This is a genomic window from Ruegeria sp. CG4 (genome assembly GCF_056537185.1).
The window spans coordinates 20,703-38,180 of record NZ_JBQFRB010000010.1 but is presented as its reverse complement, the minus strand read 5'-3'; the positions used below and the strand labels follow the sequence as shown (position 1 = coordinate 38,180).

General features: G+C 61.0%; 15 protein-coding genes. 7 read left to right on the top strand and 8 right to left on the bottom strand.

Going from position 1 to position 17,478, the window contains the following annotated elements; genetic code table 11:
* The first annotated feature begins 55 nt into the window (after positions 1–55).
* The 5 genes from ACR0J2_RS20265 (at position 56) to ACR0J2_RS20245 (ending at position 4,551) form a co-directional block, all read left to right on the top strand.
* A complete protein-coding gene (locus ACR0J2_RS20265; RefSeq protein WP_170615711.1) occupies positions 56–934 on the top strand; it encodes an RNA polymerase factor sigma-32 in 879 nt (292 codons plus the stop codon).
* Entirely contained in the window at positions 931–1,755 is an 825-nt protein-coding gene (locus tag ACR0J2_RS20260; protein WP_480813642.1) for a ChaN family lipoprotein, read from the top strand. The genes ACR0J2_RS20265 and ACR0J2_RS20260 overlap by 4 nt, the downstream gene beginning before the upstream one ends.
* Positions 1,756–1,818: 63 nt before the next feature.
* The gene (gene coaBC, locus ACR0J2_RS20255; RefSeq protein ID WP_480813729.1) at positions 1,819–3,015 is read left to right on the top strand and encodes a bifunctional phosphopantothenoylcysteine decarboxylase/phosphopantothenate--cysteine ligase CoaBC; all 1,197 of its coding nucleotides are present in this window, start codon (positions 1,819–1,821) and stop codon (positions 3,013–3,015) included.
* Between the two features lie 37 nt (positions 3,016–3,052).
* Positions 3,053–3,508: a dUTP diphosphatase gene (dut, locus tag ACR0J2_RS20250; protein ID WP_480813641.1), complete on the top strand. Its 456-nt coding sequence runs from the start codon at positions 3,053–3,055 to the stop codon at positions 3,506–3,508.
* Positions 3,508–4,551, top strand: coding sequence for a HesA/MoeB/ThiF family protein (locus tag ACR0J2_RS20245; protein WP_480813640.1), 1,044 nt, complete (start codon positions 3,508–3,510; stop codon positions 4,549–4,551). The genes dut and ACR0J2_RS20245 overlap by 1 nt, the downstream gene beginning before the upstream one ends.
* Before the next feature lie 84 nt (positions 4,552–4,635).
* On the opposite strand, the gene ACR0J2_RS20240 is transcribed toward ACR0J2_RS20245, so the two are convergent.
* A complete protein-coding gene (locus tag ACR0J2_RS20240) occupies positions 4,636–5,853 on the bottom strand; it encodes a trans-sulfuration enzyme family protein (RefSeq protein WP_480813639.1) in 1,218 nt (405 codons plus the stop codon).
* 142 nt (positions 5,854–5,995) lie between these two features.
* On the opposite strand from ACR0J2_RS20240, the gene ACR0J2_RS20235 reads away from it, so the two are divergent.
* The gene (locus ACR0J2_RS20235; RefSeq protein WP_480813638.1) at positions 5,996–8,011 is read left to right on the top strand and encodes a M3 family metallopeptidase; all 2,016 of its coding nucleotides are present in this window, start codon (positions 5,996–5,998) and stop codon (positions 8,009–8,011) included.
* A gap of 13 nt (positions 8,012–8,024) precedes the next feature.
* On the opposite strand, the gene ACR0J2_RS20230 is transcribed toward ACR0J2_RS20235, so the two are convergent.
* The 6 genes from ACR0J2_RS20230 to ACR0J2_RS20205 form a co-directional block, all read right to left on the bottom strand.
* Positions 8,025–8,957 carry a 2-hydroxyacid dehydrogenase gene (locus tag ACR0J2_RS20230; RefSeq protein WP_480526983.1) on the bottom strand — a complete coding sequence of 311 codons (933 nt, stop codon included), beginning with the start codon at positions 8,955–8,957 and terminating at the stop codon, positions 8,025–8,027.
* Positions 8,958–8,972: 15 nt separating this feature from the next.
* The gene (rodA, locus tag ACR0J2_RS20225; protein WP_170615727.1) at positions 8,973–10,112 is read right to left on the bottom strand and encodes a rod shape-determining protein RodA; all 1,140 of its coding nucleotides are present in this window, start codon (positions 10,110–10,112) and stop codon (positions 8,973–8,975) included.
* Positions 10,109–12,058, bottom strand: a complete 1,950-nt coding sequence (gene mrdA, locus ACR0J2_RS20220) for a penicillin-binding protein 2 (RefSeq protein WP_170615729.1) — start codon at positions 12,056–12,058, stop codon at positions 10,109–10,111. The genes rodA and mrdA overlap by 4 nt, the downstream gene beginning before the upstream one ends.
* The gene (locus ACR0J2_RS20215; protein ID WP_480813637.1) at positions 12,055–12,591 is read right to left on the bottom strand and encodes a rod shape-determining protein MreD; all 537 of its coding nucleotides are present in this window, start codon (positions 12,589–12,591) and stop codon (positions 12,055–12,057) included. Before ACR0J2_RS20215 ends, mrdA begins: the two co-directional genes overlap by 4 nt.
* A complete protein-coding gene (gene mreC / locus ACR0J2_RS20210) occupies positions 12,584–13,486 on the bottom strand; it encodes a rod shape-determining protein MreC (RefSeq protein WP_170805741.1) in 903 nt (300 codons plus the stop codon). The genes ACR0J2_RS20215 and mreC overlap by 8 nt, the downstream gene beginning before the upstream one ends.
* A 61-nt stretch (positions 13,487–13,547) precedes the next feature.
* Entirely contained in the window at positions 13,548–14,594 is a 1,047-nt protein-coding gene (locus tag ACR0J2_RS20205; protein WP_039523195.1) for a rod shape-determining protein, read from the bottom strand.
* A 156-nt stretch (positions 14,595–14,750) separates the two neighbouring features.
* Here ACR0J2_RS20205 and ACR0J2_RS20200 point away from each other — a divergent pair, with 156 nt between their 5' ends.
* The gene (locus tag ACR0J2_RS20200; protein ID WP_480813636.1) at positions 14,751–15,536 is read left to right on the top strand and encodes a 23S rRNA (adenine(2030)-N(6))-methyltransferase RlmJ; all 786 of its coding nucleotides are present in this window, start codon (positions 14,751–14,753) and stop codon (positions 15,534–15,536) included.
* A gap of 167 nt (positions 15,537–15,703) precedes the next feature.
* On the opposite strand, the gene ACR0J2_RS20195 is transcribed toward ACR0J2_RS20200, so the two are convergent.
* Positions 15,704–17,278, bottom strand: a complete 1,575-nt coding sequence (locus ACR0J2_RS20195) for a 2-isopropylmalate synthase (protein ID WP_170615737.1) — start codon at positions 17,276–17,278, stop codon at positions 15,704–15,706.
* Positions 17,279–17,478: the final 200 nt, after the last annotated feature.

Genomic DNA, 17,478 nt, shown 5'->3' with positions numbered 1-17,478 from the left:
CGACACCAGGTCGGCATGGCAAGCCCGGCCCGCGCCTGTGAAAGGGGAGATTTGCATGGCACTGGATAACGCAAAAGATTTTTCGATGTCCCGGCAGGCAATGAAAGCCGAGCTGCTGGACGCTGAAACCGAACTTCGGCTGGCTTATGCCTGGCGGGATGAAAGAGATGAGCAGGCGCTGCATCGCCTGATCACCGCCTATATGCGTTTGGCGATTTCAATGGCGGCCAAGTTCAAGCGCTATGGCGCGCCGATGAATGATCTGATTCAGGAGGCCGGGCTGGGCCTGATGAAAGCCGCCGACAAGTTTGACCCGGATCGCGGCGTGCGCTTTTCGACCTATGCGGTTTGGTGGATCAAGGCCAGCGTGCAGGATTACGTGATGCGAAACTGGTCGATGGTGCGGACCGGATCGACCTCTTCGCAGAAATCTCTGTTCTTCAACATGCGGCGGGTTCAGGCCCGGTTGGAACGTGAAGCAGCGACCGAGGGTATGGAACTGGATCGCCATCAGCTTCACCAGATGATCGCGGCCGAAATCGGTGTCCCACTGCGCGACGTCGAAATGATGGAGGGGCGTCTGTCCGGTTCAGATTTCTCGCTCAATGCGGTGCAGTCAGCCGATGAAGACGGGCGCGAATGGATCGACGCGCTTGAGGACGATCGCGAGCAGGCCGCTGAAACCGTGGAAAGCCGTCACGACACCGAACAGTTGCGTGAATGGCTGCTGAAAGCGATGCAATCGCTGAATGAGCGCGAGCGTTTCATCGTGCGCGAGCGCAAACTGCGTGAACCTTCCCGGACATTGGAAAGCCTCGGGCAGGAACTGGGATTGTCTAAGGAACGTGTACGTCAGCTTGAAGCCGCCGCCTTTGTGAAAATGCGCAAGAACCTTGAAGGCCAATCGCGCGAGGTGCAACACTTCATCGCATGAAACAGTTTGCGATTCTTGTTTGGGCCCTGACCCTTACCTCCGGGTTGGCGCGACCCGCGCAGGCCGACAGCCTGATCCCCGATGATGTGACGGCCGCCATGCAGGCGGCGGATGTGGTCATACTGGGTGAAATTCACGACAACCCGCGCCATCACCTGGTTCAGACCCAGGCGCTTGAGGCGGTTTCGCCTTCTGCCGTTGTTTGGGAAATGGTGACGGAAGAGGGTGCCAAACGTCTGGCCCAGACGGCAGCCTCCGACCCCGAGGAATTGTCACGTATTCTGCAATGGGCCGAGTCAGGCTGGCCACCGCTCAGCATGTATTACCCCGTCTTCGAGGCAACGGATGCGCCGGTTTACGGGGCGATGGTTCCACGAAAGGCCGCCCGAACTGCCATGGAACGAGGTGCCGCCACGACGTTCGGCGCCGATGCCGCGCGTTTTGGCCTGACGGTACCCCTGTCAGCCGATGATCAGGCCGCGCGCGAGGCCGATCAGCTTGCCGCGCATTGCAATGCGGTTCCGACCGAGATGTTGCCCCAGATGGTTGCGATTCAAAGATTGCGGGACGCGGTTCTGACCCGTGCGATCCTGCGCGCAAAGGATGAAACCGGCGGGCCGGTCGCGGTTATCACTGGCAACGGCCACGCTCGCAAAGACCGCGGTATCCCGACCTTCCTGTCGCGCCTGAGCCCCGGTCTGAAGGTTTATGTTCTGGGCCAGTCCGAAGATGGCGTTATCGATGGCACGTTTGACACCGTAATCGACAGCCCCGCTGCCGAGCGGGAAGATCCGTGCGAAGCCTTTGGTGTGCAGAATTAACAACTGGAACAACCTGCCTGCGTTGCCTAATGTCGGGACCGACCAGGACGGGAAGGGCAGATGATGCTGGCATCCAAACGCATATTGCTGATCATTGGCGGCGGGATTGCGGCTTACAAGTCGCTGGACCTGATCCGGCGGCTGAAAGAACGCAGTGCGGCGGTGACTCCGGTCCTGACAGGCGCAGCAGAAGAATTCGTGACGCCCTTGTCCGTGTCCGCTCTGGCCGGAGATAAACTCTACCGAGATCTGTTCGATCTGACGGATGAGGCCGAGATGGGCCATATCCAGCTGTCCCGTTCTGCTGACCTGATCGTAGTGGCTCCGGCAACGGCGGATCTGATGGGCAAGATGGCTGCTGGGCTCGCCAATGATCTGGCCTCGACCCTGTTGATGGCAACGGATACGCCCGTGCTGTGCGCACCCGCCATGAATGTGCGTATGTGGGATCATCCCGCGACGCAACGCAACCTAAGGCAATTGCAGGCCGATGGCGTCCGGTTCGTCGGTCCGAACGAAGGCGATATGGCTTGCGGCGAGTTCGGACCGGGCCGCATGTCGGAACCTCTGGAGATCGTGGCCGCGATCGAGGCCGCATTGGGCAATGGCCCCCTGTCCGGCAAGCGTATTCTGGTTACGTCGGGACCGACCCACGAACCCATAGACCCGGTGCGCTATATCGCCAACCGGTCGTCTGGCGCGCAAGGCACGGCCGTGGCCCGCGCGCTGGCATCCCTGGGGGCCGAAGTGATCTTTGTAACCGGCCCAGCAGATGTACCTCCGCCCGATGGCGTGCAGGTCATCCCAGTGGAAACCGCGCGCGAGATGTCCGATGCGGTCGATGCAGCCCTGCCTGTCGATGCCGGCGTGTTCGCCGCAGCCGTGGCTGACTGGCGCGTGGCCAGCGCGTCCGATCGGAAGCTGAAGAAAAGCCGCGACGGCCTGCCCGCGCTGGAGTTTGCCGAAAACCCTGACATCCTGAAACGTGTGTCGCACATGGCGGAAGGGCGGCCCAGACTGGTTGTCGGCTTTGCCGCCGAAACCAATGACGTAGTCGAAAATGCGACGGCCAAACGCACGCGCAAAGGATGCGACTGGATCGTCGCGAACGATGTCAGCCCCGTCACGGGCATTATGGGCGGTTCGGAAAACGCCGTGACCCTCATCTCGCAAGATGGGGCCGAAAGCTGGCCTCGCATGGGCAAGGATGAAGTGGCCCGAAAACTGGCCGCCAAAATCGCCGACGCTTTGACAGAATAAGATACCGGCCCTGCGTGGCACGGCAAGAGGTGCAGCTATGGTAGCAATTCGTGTAATCCGTGAAGATGGAGCGGACCCTTCGGTTCCCCTGCCCTCTTATGAAACATCGGGCGCGGCGGGCGCGGACGTGCGGGCCAATCTTCCGGGTGGCGCGCCGATCCGGCTTGAACCGGGTCAGCGGACACTGGTGCCGACCGGGCTGCGGGTCGAAATTCCCAACGGGTATGAGGTGCAGGTGCGCCCCCGTTCCGGGCTTGCGCTGAAACACGGAATTACCTTGCCAAACACGCCCGGCACCATCGACAGCGACTATCGCGGCCCGTTGGGTGTGATCGTTCTGAATGCTGGGCAGGATGTGTTCGAGATCACGCATGGGGAACGCATTGCGCAACTTGTGGTGGCCCCGGTTGTGCAGGCCGTGTTCGAGGCCGCGGTTGCCCTGTCCGACACCGAACGCGGGGCAGGTGGCTTCGGTTCGACCGGGCGCGGCTGATGATACTGGTTCTGGGGCTTGCCGCTGGGCTTTGGGGCATCGGGTATTTTGCCGGAGTTTCGCGCGGGGCGCGTAATGTATCCGTTGCCGTATTGTTGGCCGGGGTCATCATTGCCCAACTGGTGCTGCCGGATGGAAACCCGCTAAGGCAGGCGACCGGCGGATCGGCGGCAGTCTGGCTGATCCTGGGTGGCGCTGCCGGTCTTGCTCTGATTTATGGCAGGTTGTTGAGGATGCTGCGCGCTCGCGCAGTGCCTGCCAAGGAGCCTGCCATGCCATCCGATCAATTCAGCGAAACCGAACTTGACCGCTACGCCCGCCACATCGTTCTGCGCGAACTGGGCGGACCCGGACAGAAACGGCTGAAAAAGGCGCGGGTGCTGGTCATTGGTGCCGGCGGGCTTGGCGCCCCGGCCCTGCAATATCTGGCAGCGGCAGGTGTCGGCACAATCGGCGTGATCGACGATGATGAGGTCGAAAACGCCAACCTGCAGCGGCAGGTAATCCATCGGGACGCGGATATCGGCATGCCCAAAGTGTTTTCCGCCCAACAGGCGATGGAGGCGCAGAACCCGAATGTTGTGGTCCTGCCCTATCATCGTCGCCTGACAGACGACATCGCCGAAGAACTGTTCCGCGACTTTGACCTGATCCTGGACGGTACCGACAATTTCGACACTCGCTATCTGGCCAACCGAACGGCAGTCGCGCTTGGCAAGCCGCTGATCTCAGGCGCGCTGTCGCAATGGGAGGGGCAACTGAGCGTCTTTGATCCGGCCACGGATGGCCCCTGCTATCAATGCATTTTCCCCGAAGCCCCGCCCCCCGGGCTGGCTCCTTCCTGTGCCGAAGCGGGTGTCGTTGGCCCCCTACCCGGTGTGGTCGGATCCATGATGGCGGTGGAAGCCATCAAGGTCATCACTAGCGCGGGGCAGGCCTTGCGCGGCGAAATGCTGATCTATGACGCGCTTTACGGCGAAAGCCGCAAGATCACCCTGTCCAAACGCGACGATTGCCCGATCTGCGCAAGCGCCGGGGTTTAACCCAATCCGCCGCGCGCCAGCGGCGCGCGGCCCGGCCCAACCCCGCCAGGGCACGTCTTTGATGTGTCCCGCGAGGGCGGGAGCCTAACGATGGCCCAATGCGCGATCCAGATCGGCGATCAGGTCTTTGGCGTCTTCCAGCCCGACAGACAAGCGGAAAATCCCGTCGCCGGCATAGGCGCGGTAGTCCTCAAGCTGCGCACCACTCAGCCGGAAGGACGTTTCCATCAGGCCATCGGTTCCCATCCAGAAAATCAGGCTGCGATGATGCCCCAGCGACACCGCGTAGTGAATCACCTCAAGCCGCTCGATCATCTGCTGCGCGATACGTTCACCATCAGCGGCGCGGCCGACCTGAAATGCGATCATGCCGGATTTGTTCGACATCTGCCGTGCCGCCAGATCCGCCTGCGGATGCGAGCCCAGACCCGGATAGATGACTTTCGTGACACGTGGGTCGCCTTCCAGCCATTGCGCTACGGCCATTGCGCCAGCCTCGTGCGCTTTCATCCGCAACGGCAGAGTCGAAGCCCCGCGCGCGATCAGCCAGGCGTTGAAGGGGGACAAAACGCCTCCATGATGAATACCTGCCTCGATCCGCATTTTCGCGATCAGCTCGGCGGACCCGGCAACGGCGCCGCCAATCGCATCACCATGGCCGCCGATATATTTGGTAATCGAATGCATCGTCAGATCAACGCCAAGACCCACCGTGTCCATGCCCAAAGGCGATGCAAAGGTCGCATCACAGCTGAGCAACGCCCCGGCGTCACGCGCCAGTTTCGAGACGGCGGCCAGATCGGTCAGGCGACCGATCGGGTTCACCGGCGTTTCCGTGTGGATCAGGCGGGTGTTGGGGCGAATTGCGGCCGCCACCGAGGCCGGATCGGACATGTTGACCGCCGAGACTTCGATCCCCATCCGCGGCAAAGTCTCGCGTGCCAGTTCCGCGACCCCTGCATAAGAAACATCCGACACGATCAGATGATCTCCGGCGGACAGAAAGGTGAAAAAGATCGCTGACGCAGAAGCCATCCCGGACGCGCTTGCCAGACAGGCTTCAGTCCCCTGTAACGCGGCAATCTTGGCCTCCAGACCCGCGACCGTCGGGTTCGCCCAGCGCGAATAGACAAACGGGCTGTCCGGCGTCAGGTCATGGGCCGAAAAACCCGCCAGATCCTCGGTCACATAGGTCGAGCTCATGTGGATCGGCGGAGCAGACGCGTTGGTCGAGGCATCCGGCGCATCGCCTGCGTGGATGGCCCTGGTCATGATCCCGGCGGGACGGTTCGGCTTGGTCATATCCTGTCTCCCTTTGCCGACGACCCTGCGTGCGCCACACTGCCGATGCAAGCCGGATTGCGACTTTTTCAGGCGACTTGCGCGCCCGCCCTCTGGACCATCACAGGCAGGCTGCCTACCTTGTCGGACAAAGGAGATCTGAATGACCAACCCGATCCTGTCCGACTGGAACACCCCTTTTGCAATCGCCCCATTTGCCGAGATTTCGGACGATGATTTTGCCCCGGCGCTGGATCAGGCATTGGCCGCGCACACCGCCCAGATCGATACCATCGCGACAAATCCGGACGCCCCGACATTCGCCAATACAATCGAGGCACTCGAAGCCGCCGGGGAACAGCTGGACAAGGTTCTGGCGGTCTTTTTTACGGTCGCAGGTGCGGACAGCAACCCGGCGCGCGAAGCCTTGCAGCGCGATTTCTCACCCAAACTGGCTGCGCATTTTTCCGCGATCTCATCCAACAAACCTCTGTTTCAGCGGGTCGCCGATCTTTGGGCGCGGCGCGGTGGATTGGGCCTGACCGACGAACAGGCGCGTGTCCTGATGCTGACCCACCGCGGCTTCGTGCGCGCGGGTGCGGCATTGCAGGGTGATGACGATACCCGCATGCAGGAAATCAAATCCCGCCTGGCCACGTTGGGCACATCCTTCACACAGAACCTGCTGGCGGATGAAAGAGACTGGTTCATGGAGTTGACCGAGGGTGATCTGGCCGGTCTGCCCGGTTTTGTCACCGATGCCGCCCGTGCCGCCGGCAAGGAGAAAGGGCTGGATGGCCCGGTTGTGACCCTGTCACGGTCCTTGATCGTGCCGTTTCTGCAATTCTCGCCCCGCCGCGATCTGCGCGAAAAGGCGTATCTCGCGTGGGCGGCACGTGGTGCGAAAGGCGGGGAAACCGACAACCGCGAGATTGCCGCTGAAATCCTTTCGTTGCGCGGAGAACGCGCTACGCTGCTGGGTTATGGCAGCTTTGCCGATTACAAACTGGAAACGGAAATGGCCCGGACGCCGGATAGGGTGCGGGACCTGCTGATGCAGGTTTGGAAGCCTGCTAAGGCGCGCGCAGATGCCGATGCCAAAACCCTGACGCAAATGATGCAGGAGGACGGGGTCAACGGGCCGCTGGAAGCCTGGGACTGGCGGTATTACGCGGAAAAACGGCGCAAGGCCGAGCATGATCTGGATGAGGCCGCGCTCAAGCCGTATCTGCAGTTGGAGCGTATGATCGAGGCGTCCTTTGCCTGCGCCAATCGGCTGTTCGGGCTGGAATTCAAGCCGCTGGATGTCCCGCTCTATCACCCCGATTGCCGCGCATGGGAGGTGACGCGCGATGGCAAGCATATCGCGGTGTTCATCGGGGACTACTTCGCGCGCGGTTCCAAACGGTCCGGTGCCTGGTGCAGTGCCATGCGCGCGCAGGCGAAATTCCCCAAGGAACAGGCGCCAGTTGTCATTAATGTCTGCAACTTCGCCAAAGGCGACCCGGCGCTGCTGTCCTACGACGACGCGCGCACCCTGTTTCACGAATTTGGCCATGCCCTTCATCAGATGCTGTCGAATGTGACCTATGAAAGCATCTCGGGCACAAGCGTTGCGCGGGACTTTGTGGAACTGCCCAGCCAGCTTTACGAACACTGGCTGGAAGTGCCCGAGGTACTGGCAGAATACGCAACGCATGCAGAAACCGGCGAACCGATGCCGCAGGACATGTTGGAGAAGGTACTGAAAGCGGCCAATTTCGATCAGGGCTTTCAAACCGTGGAATATGTCGCCTCGGCTCTGGTCGACCTGGCATTCCACGACGGCGCGGCCCCAGCCGACCCGATGGCGAAACAGGCCGAAGTTCTGGCCGAAATCGGAATGCCGCGCGCCATCGGAATGCGCCACGCCACTCCGCATTTCGCGCATGTCTTTTCCGGGGACGGATACAGTTCCGGCTACTACAGCTATATGTGGTCCGAAGTTATGGATGCCGACGCTTTTGCGGCATTTGAGGAGGCGGGCAGCGCCTTCGATCCCGATCGCGCCCAGGCGCTTGAGGACAACATCCTGTCCACCGGAGGCTCACGCGAGGCCGAAGACCTGTATCTCGCCTTCCGTGGCCGCCTACCGGGTGTCGAGGCACTGCTGAAAGGGCGGGGCCTGATCGCCGCCTGAACTGGATGGGTCGTCAGTACCCCAACTGGCGATCCACCAGATGCAGGAAGGGCTCACCTGCCTCACCGCGCCGGATGTTTTCGCAAATGACCTGCGCGGCAGTGATCTCGCGGGTTTCGGACGCGATATGAGGTGTCACAGTCACGTTGGGATGTGCCCAGTACGGATGCTCGGGCGGCAGTGGTTCGGTCCGGAACACGTCCAGCGTGGCATGACCCACTTGCCCTGAATTCAACGCATCCAGCAGGGCATCATCGTCGATCAACGGCCCGCGACCCGGGTTGAGGATCCGTGCACCTTTGGGCAACAGGGCCAGCGTTTCCGCGTTCAGCGTGTTTTCCGTCGCTGCCGTATCGGGCAGCAGCAGAACCACAATTTCTGCCTGAGACAGCGCCCTTTTCAATCCCTTCTGCCCATGCAGACAAGTCACGCCGTCGACGTCCTTGGGCGTGCGGCTCCAACCGGTAACATTGAAATTCAGCGCGGCCAGTGCCTTGGCGCAGGCCAGCCCCAAAGCGCCCAGACCCAAAACCGTTACATGCCGTTGCTGCGCGAGCGGCGGTGCTTCGGGCGTCCAGACGCCGTCCTGGACGGTGATGTGACGATCCATCCCCAGATGGTAGCGCAGCACATGCCCGACGACCCATTCTGTCATGCCTTGCGTCAGCCCGTGATCGACCATCCGGGCCAGCGGCACGGTCAGGGTTTCATTGTCCGCGATACTCTCGATCCCGGCCCACAGGCTGAGTACAGCCTTGAGCCGACTGAAGGGCCCGAAATCCCGCAATCCGCCCGTCGGTCCGTAAACCACGTAGTCGACCTGTTCCGGTGAAATCTCTGGCGACAACTCAAACTCCAGCCCGGCTTCGGACAGGCCCTGGCGCAGCAACGGCTCATAAACCGGCCAAAGCCCGGGACGTGCGGAAAACAGGACATTCACTGTCATGGATTGCCTTTCAGATTAACGAGGACGATGGATATGCGCGCTTTGAACGATGCCGAACGCGGCCATCAGAACCAGCATGGCCGAGCCGCCATAGCTGACCATGGGCAGCGGAACGCCGACAACCGGGGCAAGACCCATGACCATGGACATGTTGACGGCAAAGAACAGGAAGAAGTTCAGTGCAATGCCCAAAGTCACAAGCGATGAGAAACGGTCTTTGGTCGTCAGCGCGGTAACCATGCAGAAAATCAGGATCAGAGCATACAGGATCAACAGCGTGATGCCGCCGACGAACCCGAACTCTTCGGCCAGTGTGGTAAAGATGAAATCGGTATGTTTCTCGGGTAGGAAGTTCAACCGCGACTGAGTGCCCTGCATAAACCCGCGTCCGTTCCAGCCCCCGGATCCCAGGGCAATCTTGGACTGTGTAATGTGGTAACCCGCGCCAAGCGGATCGGTGGAAGGATCGAGAAACGTATCGATGCGCCTGAACTGGTAGTCCTTGAGCAATTGCCAGTCTGTCCCACGGCTGTTGAACACTGTGGCGATCAGCCCGACACCTGCTGCTATTACGGCGGCGAAATAGGCCCAGTGGACACCAGCCAGAAACATCAGGCCACCGCCAGCGGCCAGCAACAGGATCGACGTACCCAGGTCAGGCTGTTTGAGCACCATGAAGGTTGGGATCAGGATCAGGGCAACAGGGATAAGCACCCAAAGCGGGCGCGAGGTCTTGTGAGACGGCAACCAGTCGTAATAGGCGGCCAGCACCATGACCAGGGCAACCTTCATGACCTCGGACGGTTGAAGCCGCATGAACCCAAGGTCGATCCAGCGCTGCGCGCCCATGCCGACCGTGCCGAAAAGCTCGACAAAGATCAGCAGAACGATCGAGCCGAGATAGGCCAGAACCGACATGTTGCGCCAGAACCAGATCGGAACAAGCGCCACAATGAACATGGCCGCCAGACCCATCCCGAACCGCTCCATCTGCGGTTCGGCCCACGGGGTCCACGAACCGCCCGCCACCGAATACAGCATCAGGAACCCGGCACTGGCCGTGCTGATCAACAGCAGGGTCAGCGGCCAGTTCATATACAGAAACTTGCGAAACCCCGACGGCGTGGATTTGACGGCATATTCAAGATAGCTCATGCGCGGTCCTTTTCATCCGGACGCGCTTTGGGGCGGCGGTCGCCCTCCAACCTTTTTTGCTGTTCCTTGATGCGCTCGCGGTCGGCAACCGGATACGCCTCAAGCGGGGGCGTACCGTTGTAGAGCGCCTGAAGCATGATGTCCCGCGCGACAGGGGCGGCCGCCTTGGACCCGCCACCGCCATGTTCAACGACGACGGCTATGGCGTATTTCGGATTATCGTACGGGGCGAAGCTGACGAACAGCGCGTGGTCACGCCGTTCCCAAGGCAGATCTTCGTTTCGGATCACACCAGCAGCGCGTTCAGCCTTGGTAATGTTGCGGACCTGACTGGTACCCGTCTTGCCCGCCATGCGAAACTCATCTGCGATGATACGGCTGCGGTAGGCCGTTCCACGCCGGTCATTGGAGACCGAGAACATCGCTTTGCGCACCTGTGACAGGTTCCGCTGATTGACCGCAAGTGGCTCACCCGCGCCCGAGGGCTGTTCGACCCCGTTGACCGACCGGACCAGGCGCGGCGTCACGGCGCGGCCTGTGGCGATCCGCGCGGTCATGACGGCAAGCTGCATGGGCGAGGCCAACATGAAGCCCTGACCGATCGAGGCGTTCGCGGTGTCCCCGACCAGCCATTCCTGCCCGTGGACCCGCTGTTTCCATTCCTGATTTGGCGCCAGCCCCCCTGCCACGGCCGACATCGGGATATCGTGCTTGATGCCCAGCCCGAAGGTTCGGGCCATGTCGGATATCCTGTCGATGCCCACGCGCAGGGCAACATCATAGTAGTAGACGTCGCAACTGCGTTTGAGAGAGGTTTCCAGATCGACCGTACCGTGCCCGCCGCGCTTCCAGCAATGGAACCTGCGGCTGCCGACTTTCAGATGACCGGGGCAATATACCGTGTTGCCGGGTCCGATCACACCGGCCTCAAGCGCAGCCATGGCCGTGATCATTTTGAACGTCGACCCCGGTGGATAGGTACCCTGTACCGTCTTGTTGGCCAGCGGGCGATACTTGTCCTGTGTCAGCGATCTGTAATCGGCGACCGAGATACCACGTACAAACAGGTTGGGATCAAAGCTGGGGGCCGAGGCAATCGCACGCAGATCGCCGGTTTCGCAGTCAATCACAACCGCCGCCGCGCTTTCCCCGGCCAATCTGGCCTGTGCGTATTGCTGCAGATCGGCGTCGATCGACAATTGCAGGTCGGCCCCGGCTTCACCCTCCTGGCGGTCCAGTTCCCGCATCACGCGACCGGTCGCGTTGACCTCGACCCGCTTGGCCCCGGCCTTGCCGCGCAGGGTGGCCTCCTGCTTGGCCTCCAGCCCGACCTTGCCGATCTGAAACCGGGGGATGCGCAAAACCGGCTCGGGGTCTTCCATTTGGCTCAGGTCGTAGTCGCTGACCGGGCCGACATAACCGACGATATGGGCGAAATCCTCATACCGGGGATATTGGCGGGTCAGACCGACTTCGGGCGTCACGCCGGGCAGGGCCGGCGCGTTCACCGCAACTTTCGAGATGTCCTCCCACGTAACCTGATCTGCCAGCGTGACCGGCAGGAAGGGTGCGGACCGGCGCATTTCCGTGCGGGCACGCTCGATCTCATCCTCGTTCAGGGGGATCAGTTCCGAAAGCTTGGCAATGACCGAGTCGATATCACCCGCGTCTTCGCGCACGATCACGATCCGGTAGGACGGCGAGTTCTGGCCAATGACCTGTCCGTTCCGGTCATAGATGCGCCCGCGTGTCGGCGGGATCAGGCGGATGTTGATCCGGTTCTCTTCGGCCAGCAGCCGGTACTGATCGGCCTGATCAACCTGCATAAACCGCATCCGCGCAGCCAGACCACCGATAAAGACCGCCTGCAAACCACCCAGAACCAACGCCCGGCGCGGCAGACGTTTGTAGGCAAGACCCTGGGATTTGGTGCGTTTCTGCTTCATGCCCGCGCCCCGACAATACCGGCATCCGCAGCTGAAACACGGCGGACGCCCATACCATTCTGACTGATCAGCACAATCAAGGGATAGATGGCGATGGTCAAAATCAGTTGAACAACTGTCGGCCAAAAGGCGGCCTGCTGGACCGACAGAACCGACAGAATGAAACGGTTGAGCACAAAGATACCGGTCATCACCGCCGCGACCGAGCTCCATTCGCCAAAAAATCCGACATCCCGCATTCCCGGCGCTGCCGAGCGCAAATAGTTTGTTGCCACAACGACCAGTGCCGCCAGCAACCCCGGCGGCCGTTGCAGAAGAAGGTCGGCCATCAGCATGACAACGGCCACAATTGCGATGGGCGTGTATTCGGGGCGCCGCAGCACCCAGGCGAATGTGAGGGCGATCAGAACATCCGGAAACGGCCAGCGGTCCGGTTGCGTGTTCAGCGGCAACAGGTGCAGAAACAGCACAAGAACCACCAGAAAAACATAGAGGCAGCGCATGGCCCACAGATGGGAAACCGCCTTATCCATCTGCGGCCTCATCCGGGGTCAGGGATGCTTCGGGTCGCAGCGGACCAACAATATCCCCGGAATCACGAATGGCGGGCGCCGACTGGTAGCGCAGTACGCGCAGAAACTCGAGCCGCTCGAAATCGGCGGACAGACGCACGCGCAACCTGCCACCCGGATCGGCGGTGATCTGACCGATCAGCAATCCTGCCGGGAAAACGCCACCGTCGCCCGACGTGATGACCCGGTCGCCGGGTCGGACGAGTTCACGGTTTTCCAGAAACTCAACCAATGGTACCGCTGTGTTGTCCCCCTTGATCAAAGCGGTCTGCCCGGACGGCTGGATGGTGGCAGGGATAGCGCTCGAGGCGTCCGTCATCAGGATGACACGCGCCGTGTCGGCGCCGACGCCGGAGATGCGCCCAACCAGCCCGATCCCGTCCATGGCGGCCCAGCCATCGACTATACCGTCCCGCTGTCCCACGTTCAGAAGGACAGACTGCCGGAAGGGGGAGCCGCTGTCGGCCATGACAACACCGGTGATATAGGTCAGGCGCGGATCCAGCCGGACGTTGTTCAGGTCCAGCAACCGGGCGTTTTCCTGTTCCAGTTGCAGCGCCGCCTCTTTCCAGGCGCGCATCCGGCGCAGTTCACTGCGCAATTCCCGGTTCTGCTCGCTCAGCCGCTGATAGCTCTGGAAATCGCGGACCAGGTTGACCGTGGCCGTGACCGGCACCATGGCCCATTCCATCGAGGGCACCACGGCATCCACGACCTGAGCGCGAAACCTCTCGACCCGTGGGCTGTCAATGCGCCAGACCAGAAAGATACCCAGCAGGCACAAAACAACGATCCCCAGCAACAAGCGGCGTAAGGGGGTGGTGTATTCGTCGCGCTGTGATCGGTCCTTTGCCACAGGACTCCTTCCCGTGCTGCTCGCGCCCGATTGTTAACCCTGTATTGGAAGGGTGCGCGCCTTAGCTTTCGTAGTCAATCGCGTGGCGCAGTTGTTTTTCGTATTCCAGCGCCTTGCCGGTGCCCAAAGCCACACAATTCAGGCTTTCATCGGCGATCGACACGGCCAGACCGGTCTGTTCGCGCAGCGCCAGGTCCAAATCACCCAACAGAGCGCCACCGCCGGTCAGCATGACGCCCCGGTCCACAATGTCCGCTGCCAGATCGGGCGGCGTGGTTTCCAGCGCGGTCATCACCGCCTCGCAAATCTGCTGGACAGGTTCAGACAGCGCCTCGGCCACCTGAGCCTGGCTGATCTCGATTTCCTTTGGCACACCGTTCAGCAGGTCGCGACCGCGGATATGCATCGACTGGCCACGGCCGTCATCGGGCATCCGGGCGGTGCCGATGGTGGTTTTGATACGTTCAGCGGTGGATTCGCCAACCAGCAGGTTCTGCTGACGGCGCAGGTACGAGATGATGGCCTCGTCCATCCGGTCCCCACCGACGCGAACCGAGCGGGCATAAACGATGTCGCCCAGCGACAGAACCGCAACTTCTGTTGTACCGCCACCGATATCGACAACCATGTTTCCGGTCGGATCGGTGATCGGCATTCCCGCGCCAATGGCGGCCGCAATGGGTTCAGCGATCAGACCCGCGCGACGGGCCCCTGCGGACAGAACCGACTGTCGGATTGCGCGCTTTTCGACCGGAGTCGCACCATGCGGAACACAAACGATGATTTTCGGTTTCGAGAAGGTCGAGCGTTTGTGCACCTTGCGGATGAAATGCTTGATCATTTCCTCGGCGGTGTCGAAATCGGCAATGACTCCTTCGCGCATCGGGCGGATGGCCTCGATGGAACCGGGGGTCCGGCCCAGCATCAGCTTGGCGTCTTCGCCCACAGCCAGCACTTTCTTCACGCCATCCTTGACGTGATAGGCGACCACAGAGGGTTCGGACAGAATGACGCCGCGCCCTTTGACATAAACCAGCGTGTTCGCCGTCCCAAGGTCAATGGCCATGTCCGCTGTGAACAGGCCGCCCAGATTGCCAAAGATCCCCATGTTTCCCCTGATCCTGTCTGTCAGAATTTTCTACTGCCCGCGACTCGACGGTTCCGGGACGGATGACTTATAGGGTGCCAACACGCCCGATTAAAGGCCTGATTCCGTGGCAATCAGCGCCTTTTCGCCTCATTGATAGGGACTTTAGAAGGCAAAATGCTTTCATATCAACATATTTACCACGCCGGGAATCTGGCGGACGTGCAAAAGCACGCTTTGCTGGCCTGGACGCTGCGTTATCTGACGCAAAAAGACAAACCGCTGAGCTACATCGAAACCCACGCCGGACGCGGGCTATACCACCTGGACTCGGAGGAGGCCCGCAAAACCGGCGAAGCGGACGCGGGCATCGAAAGGGCGCGGCGCGAGGCCTGGTTCGATCCGGAACACCCGCTGGCCCGGGCAATCTCGGACATACAGGCCCGGTATGGACCGGCCTGTTACCCGGGTTCTCCCATGATCGCAGCCAGCCTGTTACGCCCACAGGACAATTTGCATTTCGCGGAACTGCACCCAAAGGAATACGCAGCCCTTTCAGGCGAGTTAACGGCCCGAAACGCACGGGTGTATCGGCAGGATGGCTATGAACTGGCGCAATCCATGCTGCCGCCCACGCCGCGTCGTGGAATGTTGCTGATCGATCCCAGCTACGAGGTGAAGGCCGAATATGGTCGTTTACCGGGGATCGTCGCCAAACTGCACCGCAAGTGGAATGTCGGGGTGATCGCGCTGTGGTACCCGATTCTGGCCGATGACCGTCATAAGCCTATGCTGGCAGCCCTGACCAATCAGGCATTGCCAAAGGTGATACGCCACGAAGTGATCTTTCCGCCGGCCCGGGAAGGGCACAACATGGTCGGTTCGGGGATGTTCATAATCAACGCTCCCTACGGTGTCGAAGATGAAACCGCGCGGCTTTCGGACCTGTTCAACAAGATCTGAGAGACGTTCGTGCAAACAACGGGGGAACTCCCGCCCCGATTGCCAGCATCAAAGATGCAGTCAATTGGGTTGGGCCCGCCACCGCGCCAAAGCGCGGTGGCGGGCCCAAAGCCGCTAGGTGGTTCGGCGCAGCCGGACCGCCGCGGTTGCGGGAGCTTTCGCGCCCTTCAGGTCAGGTCCTTGTAGCTGATCTCACGCGTGTCCGCCCCGGGACCGGCTTTTGCACGGCGCACGACCAGGCGGTTGAGAGCATGGATATAAGCCTTGGCCGAGGCCACCACAGTGTCGGTATTCGCCGACTGGCCGGTTGCAATCATGCCATCCTCTTCCAGCCGCACCGATACTGTGGCCTGGGCGTCCGTCCCTTCGGTGACGGCATGCACCTGATAGAGCTGCAGATGAGCCTCGTTCGGGAAAATCGCGCGGATTGCCCTGAACGTCGCATCAACCGGGCCGTCACCGTATTCCGTGGCGATGACATCCTTTCCGTCAACCTCAAGCTCAACCGTCGATTCTGCCTGACCTCCGGTGCCGCAGGTGACTTTCATCGACACCAGCTGCAGAAAATCGTTCGCTTCGTCATCATCCAGCGTCATAAGCGCGATGATGTCGTCGTCAAAGACCTCTTTCTTGCGGTCAGCCAGATCCTTGAACCGAACAAAGATGTCCTTGAGCTGGTTGTCACCGACCTCATAGCCCAGCGTGTTCAGCTTGTCCCGCAATGCCGCGCGGCCCGAGTGCTTGCCCAAGGGCAGCGAAGTGCCAGACAATCCCACATCCTCGGGGCGCATGATCTCGAAATTGTCGCGGTTCTTCAGCATCCCGTCCTGATGGATACCGCTTTCATGGGCAAAGGCGTTCTTGCCGACAATGGCCTTGTTGAACTGCACGTTGAAGCCCGACACCGTGGCGACCCGGCGCGAGATATGCATGATCTTGGTGGTATCGATCCCGGTGCGGAACGGCATGATGTCATTGCGGGTCCGCATGGCCATCACAACTTCTTCCAGCGCGGTATTGCCCGCACGTTCACCAAGGCCGTTGATGGTGCATTCGATCTGACGCGCCCCGCCGATCACGGCCGCCAGAGAGTTCGCGGTCGCCATCCCCAGGTCGTTGTGACAGTGGGTCGCGAAGACGACTTCATCTGCGCCGGGAACGGTTTCGATCAGGCGCTTGATCAGATCGGCGGATTCCAGTGGTGCCGTATAGCCGACAGTGTCGGGTATGTTGATCGTGGTCGCGCCTGCCTTGATCGCGATCTCGATAACGCGGCACAGGTAATCCCATTCCGTCCGGGTCGCGTCCATTGGCGACCACTGCACATTCTCGCACAGGTTGCGGGCATGGCTGACCGTTTCATGGATCTTTTCCGCCATCTCGTCCTGCGTGAGGTTCGGAATGGCGCGATGCAGCGGAGAGGTGCCGATGAATGTATGAATGCGGTTCTGTTCGGCGTGTTTGATCGCCTCCCAGCAGCGGTCGATATCCGCGAAATTCGCGCGGGCCAGTCCGCAGATGCGACTGTTTTTTGAACGTTGGGCGATTTCGGAAACCGCTTTGAAGTCACCCTCAGAGGCGATTGGGAAACCGGCCTCGATGATGTCGACGCCCATGTCGTCCAGCAGCTCGGCGATCTCAAGCTTTTCGTCATGGGTCATGGTGGCGCCGGGGCTTTGCTCGCCGTCGCGCAAAGTGGTGTCAAAGATCAAGACGCGGTCTTGGTCGGTCACGTTGGTCATGGGATTCTCTTTCTTCTTCTGTCCTAAAGCCTATGGCGCGCGGGCGTCCTCCTCTGAGCGGGCGCGCCGAATGGCACGCTCAGAGGCGGATTAGGATCAGTAGGCCACGCAGCGACGCACCGCAAAAAGCGGTGTCGGCATAAGGGATATCTGCGCGGTTGATCATGACTGTGAGGTTATACAGAGCCCGCAAGGAATGA

Excerpts from the sequence above, each read along its gene's own strand:
- ACR0J2_RS20245 (WP_480813640.1), top strand. The coding sequence starts at position 3,508 with ATGATACTGGTTCTGGGGCTTGCCGCTGGGCTTTGGGGCATCGGGTAT.
- rodA (WP_170615727.1), bottom strand. The coding sequence starts at position 10,112 with ATGAGCTATCTTGAATATGCCGTCAAATCCACGCCGTCGGGGTTTCGC.
- ACR0J2_RS20260 (WP_480813642.1), top strand. The coding sequence starts at position 931 with ATGAAACAGTTTGCGATTCTTGTTTGGGCCCTGACCCTTACCTCCGGG.
- ACR0J2_RS20205 (WP_039523195.1), bottom strand. The coding sequence starts at position 14,594 with ATGGGGATCTTTGGCAATCTGGGCGGCCTGTTCACAGCGGACATGGCC.
- mrdA (WP_170615729.1), bottom strand. The coding sequence starts at position 12,058 with ATGAAGCAGAAACGCACCAAATCCCAGGGTCTTGCCTACAAACGTCTG.
- ACR0J2_RS20215 (WP_480813637.1), bottom strand. The coding sequence starts at position 12,591 with ATGGATAAGGCGGTTTCCCATCTGTGGGCCATGCGCTGCCTCTATGTT.
- dut (WP_480813641.1), top strand. The coding sequence starts at position 3,053 with ATGGTAGCAATTCGTGTAATCCGTGAAGATGGAGCGGACCCTTCGGTT.
- coaBC (WP_480813729.1), top strand. The coding sequence starts at position 1,819 with ATGCTGGCATCCAAACGCATATTGCTGATCATTGGCGGCGGGATTGCG.
- ACR0J2_RS20235 (WP_480813638.1), top strand. The coding sequence starts at position 5,996 with ATGACCAACCCGATCCTGTCCGACTGGAACACCCCTTTTGCAATCGCC.
- ACR0J2_RS20240 (WP_480813639.1), bottom strand. The coding sequence starts at position 5,853 with ATGACCAAGCCGAACCGTCCCGCCGGGATCATGACCAGGGCCATCCAC.
- ACR0J2_RS20195 (WP_170615737.1), bottom strand. The coding sequence starts at position 17,278 with ATGACCAACGTGACCGACCAAGACCGCGTCTTGATCTTTGACACCACT.
- ACR0J2_RS20200 (WP_480813636.1), top strand. The coding sequence starts at position 14,751 with ATGCTTTCATATCAACATATTTACCACGCCGGGAATCTGGCGGACGTG.
- ACR0J2_RS20230 (WP_480526983.1), bottom strand. The coding sequence starts at position 8,957 with ATGACAGTGAATGTCCTGTTTTCCGCACGTCCCGGGCTTTGGCCGGTT.
- ACR0J2_RS20265 (WP_170615711.1), top strand. The coding sequence starts at position 56 with ATGGCACTGGATAACGCAAAAGATTTTTCGATGTCCCGGCAGGCAATG.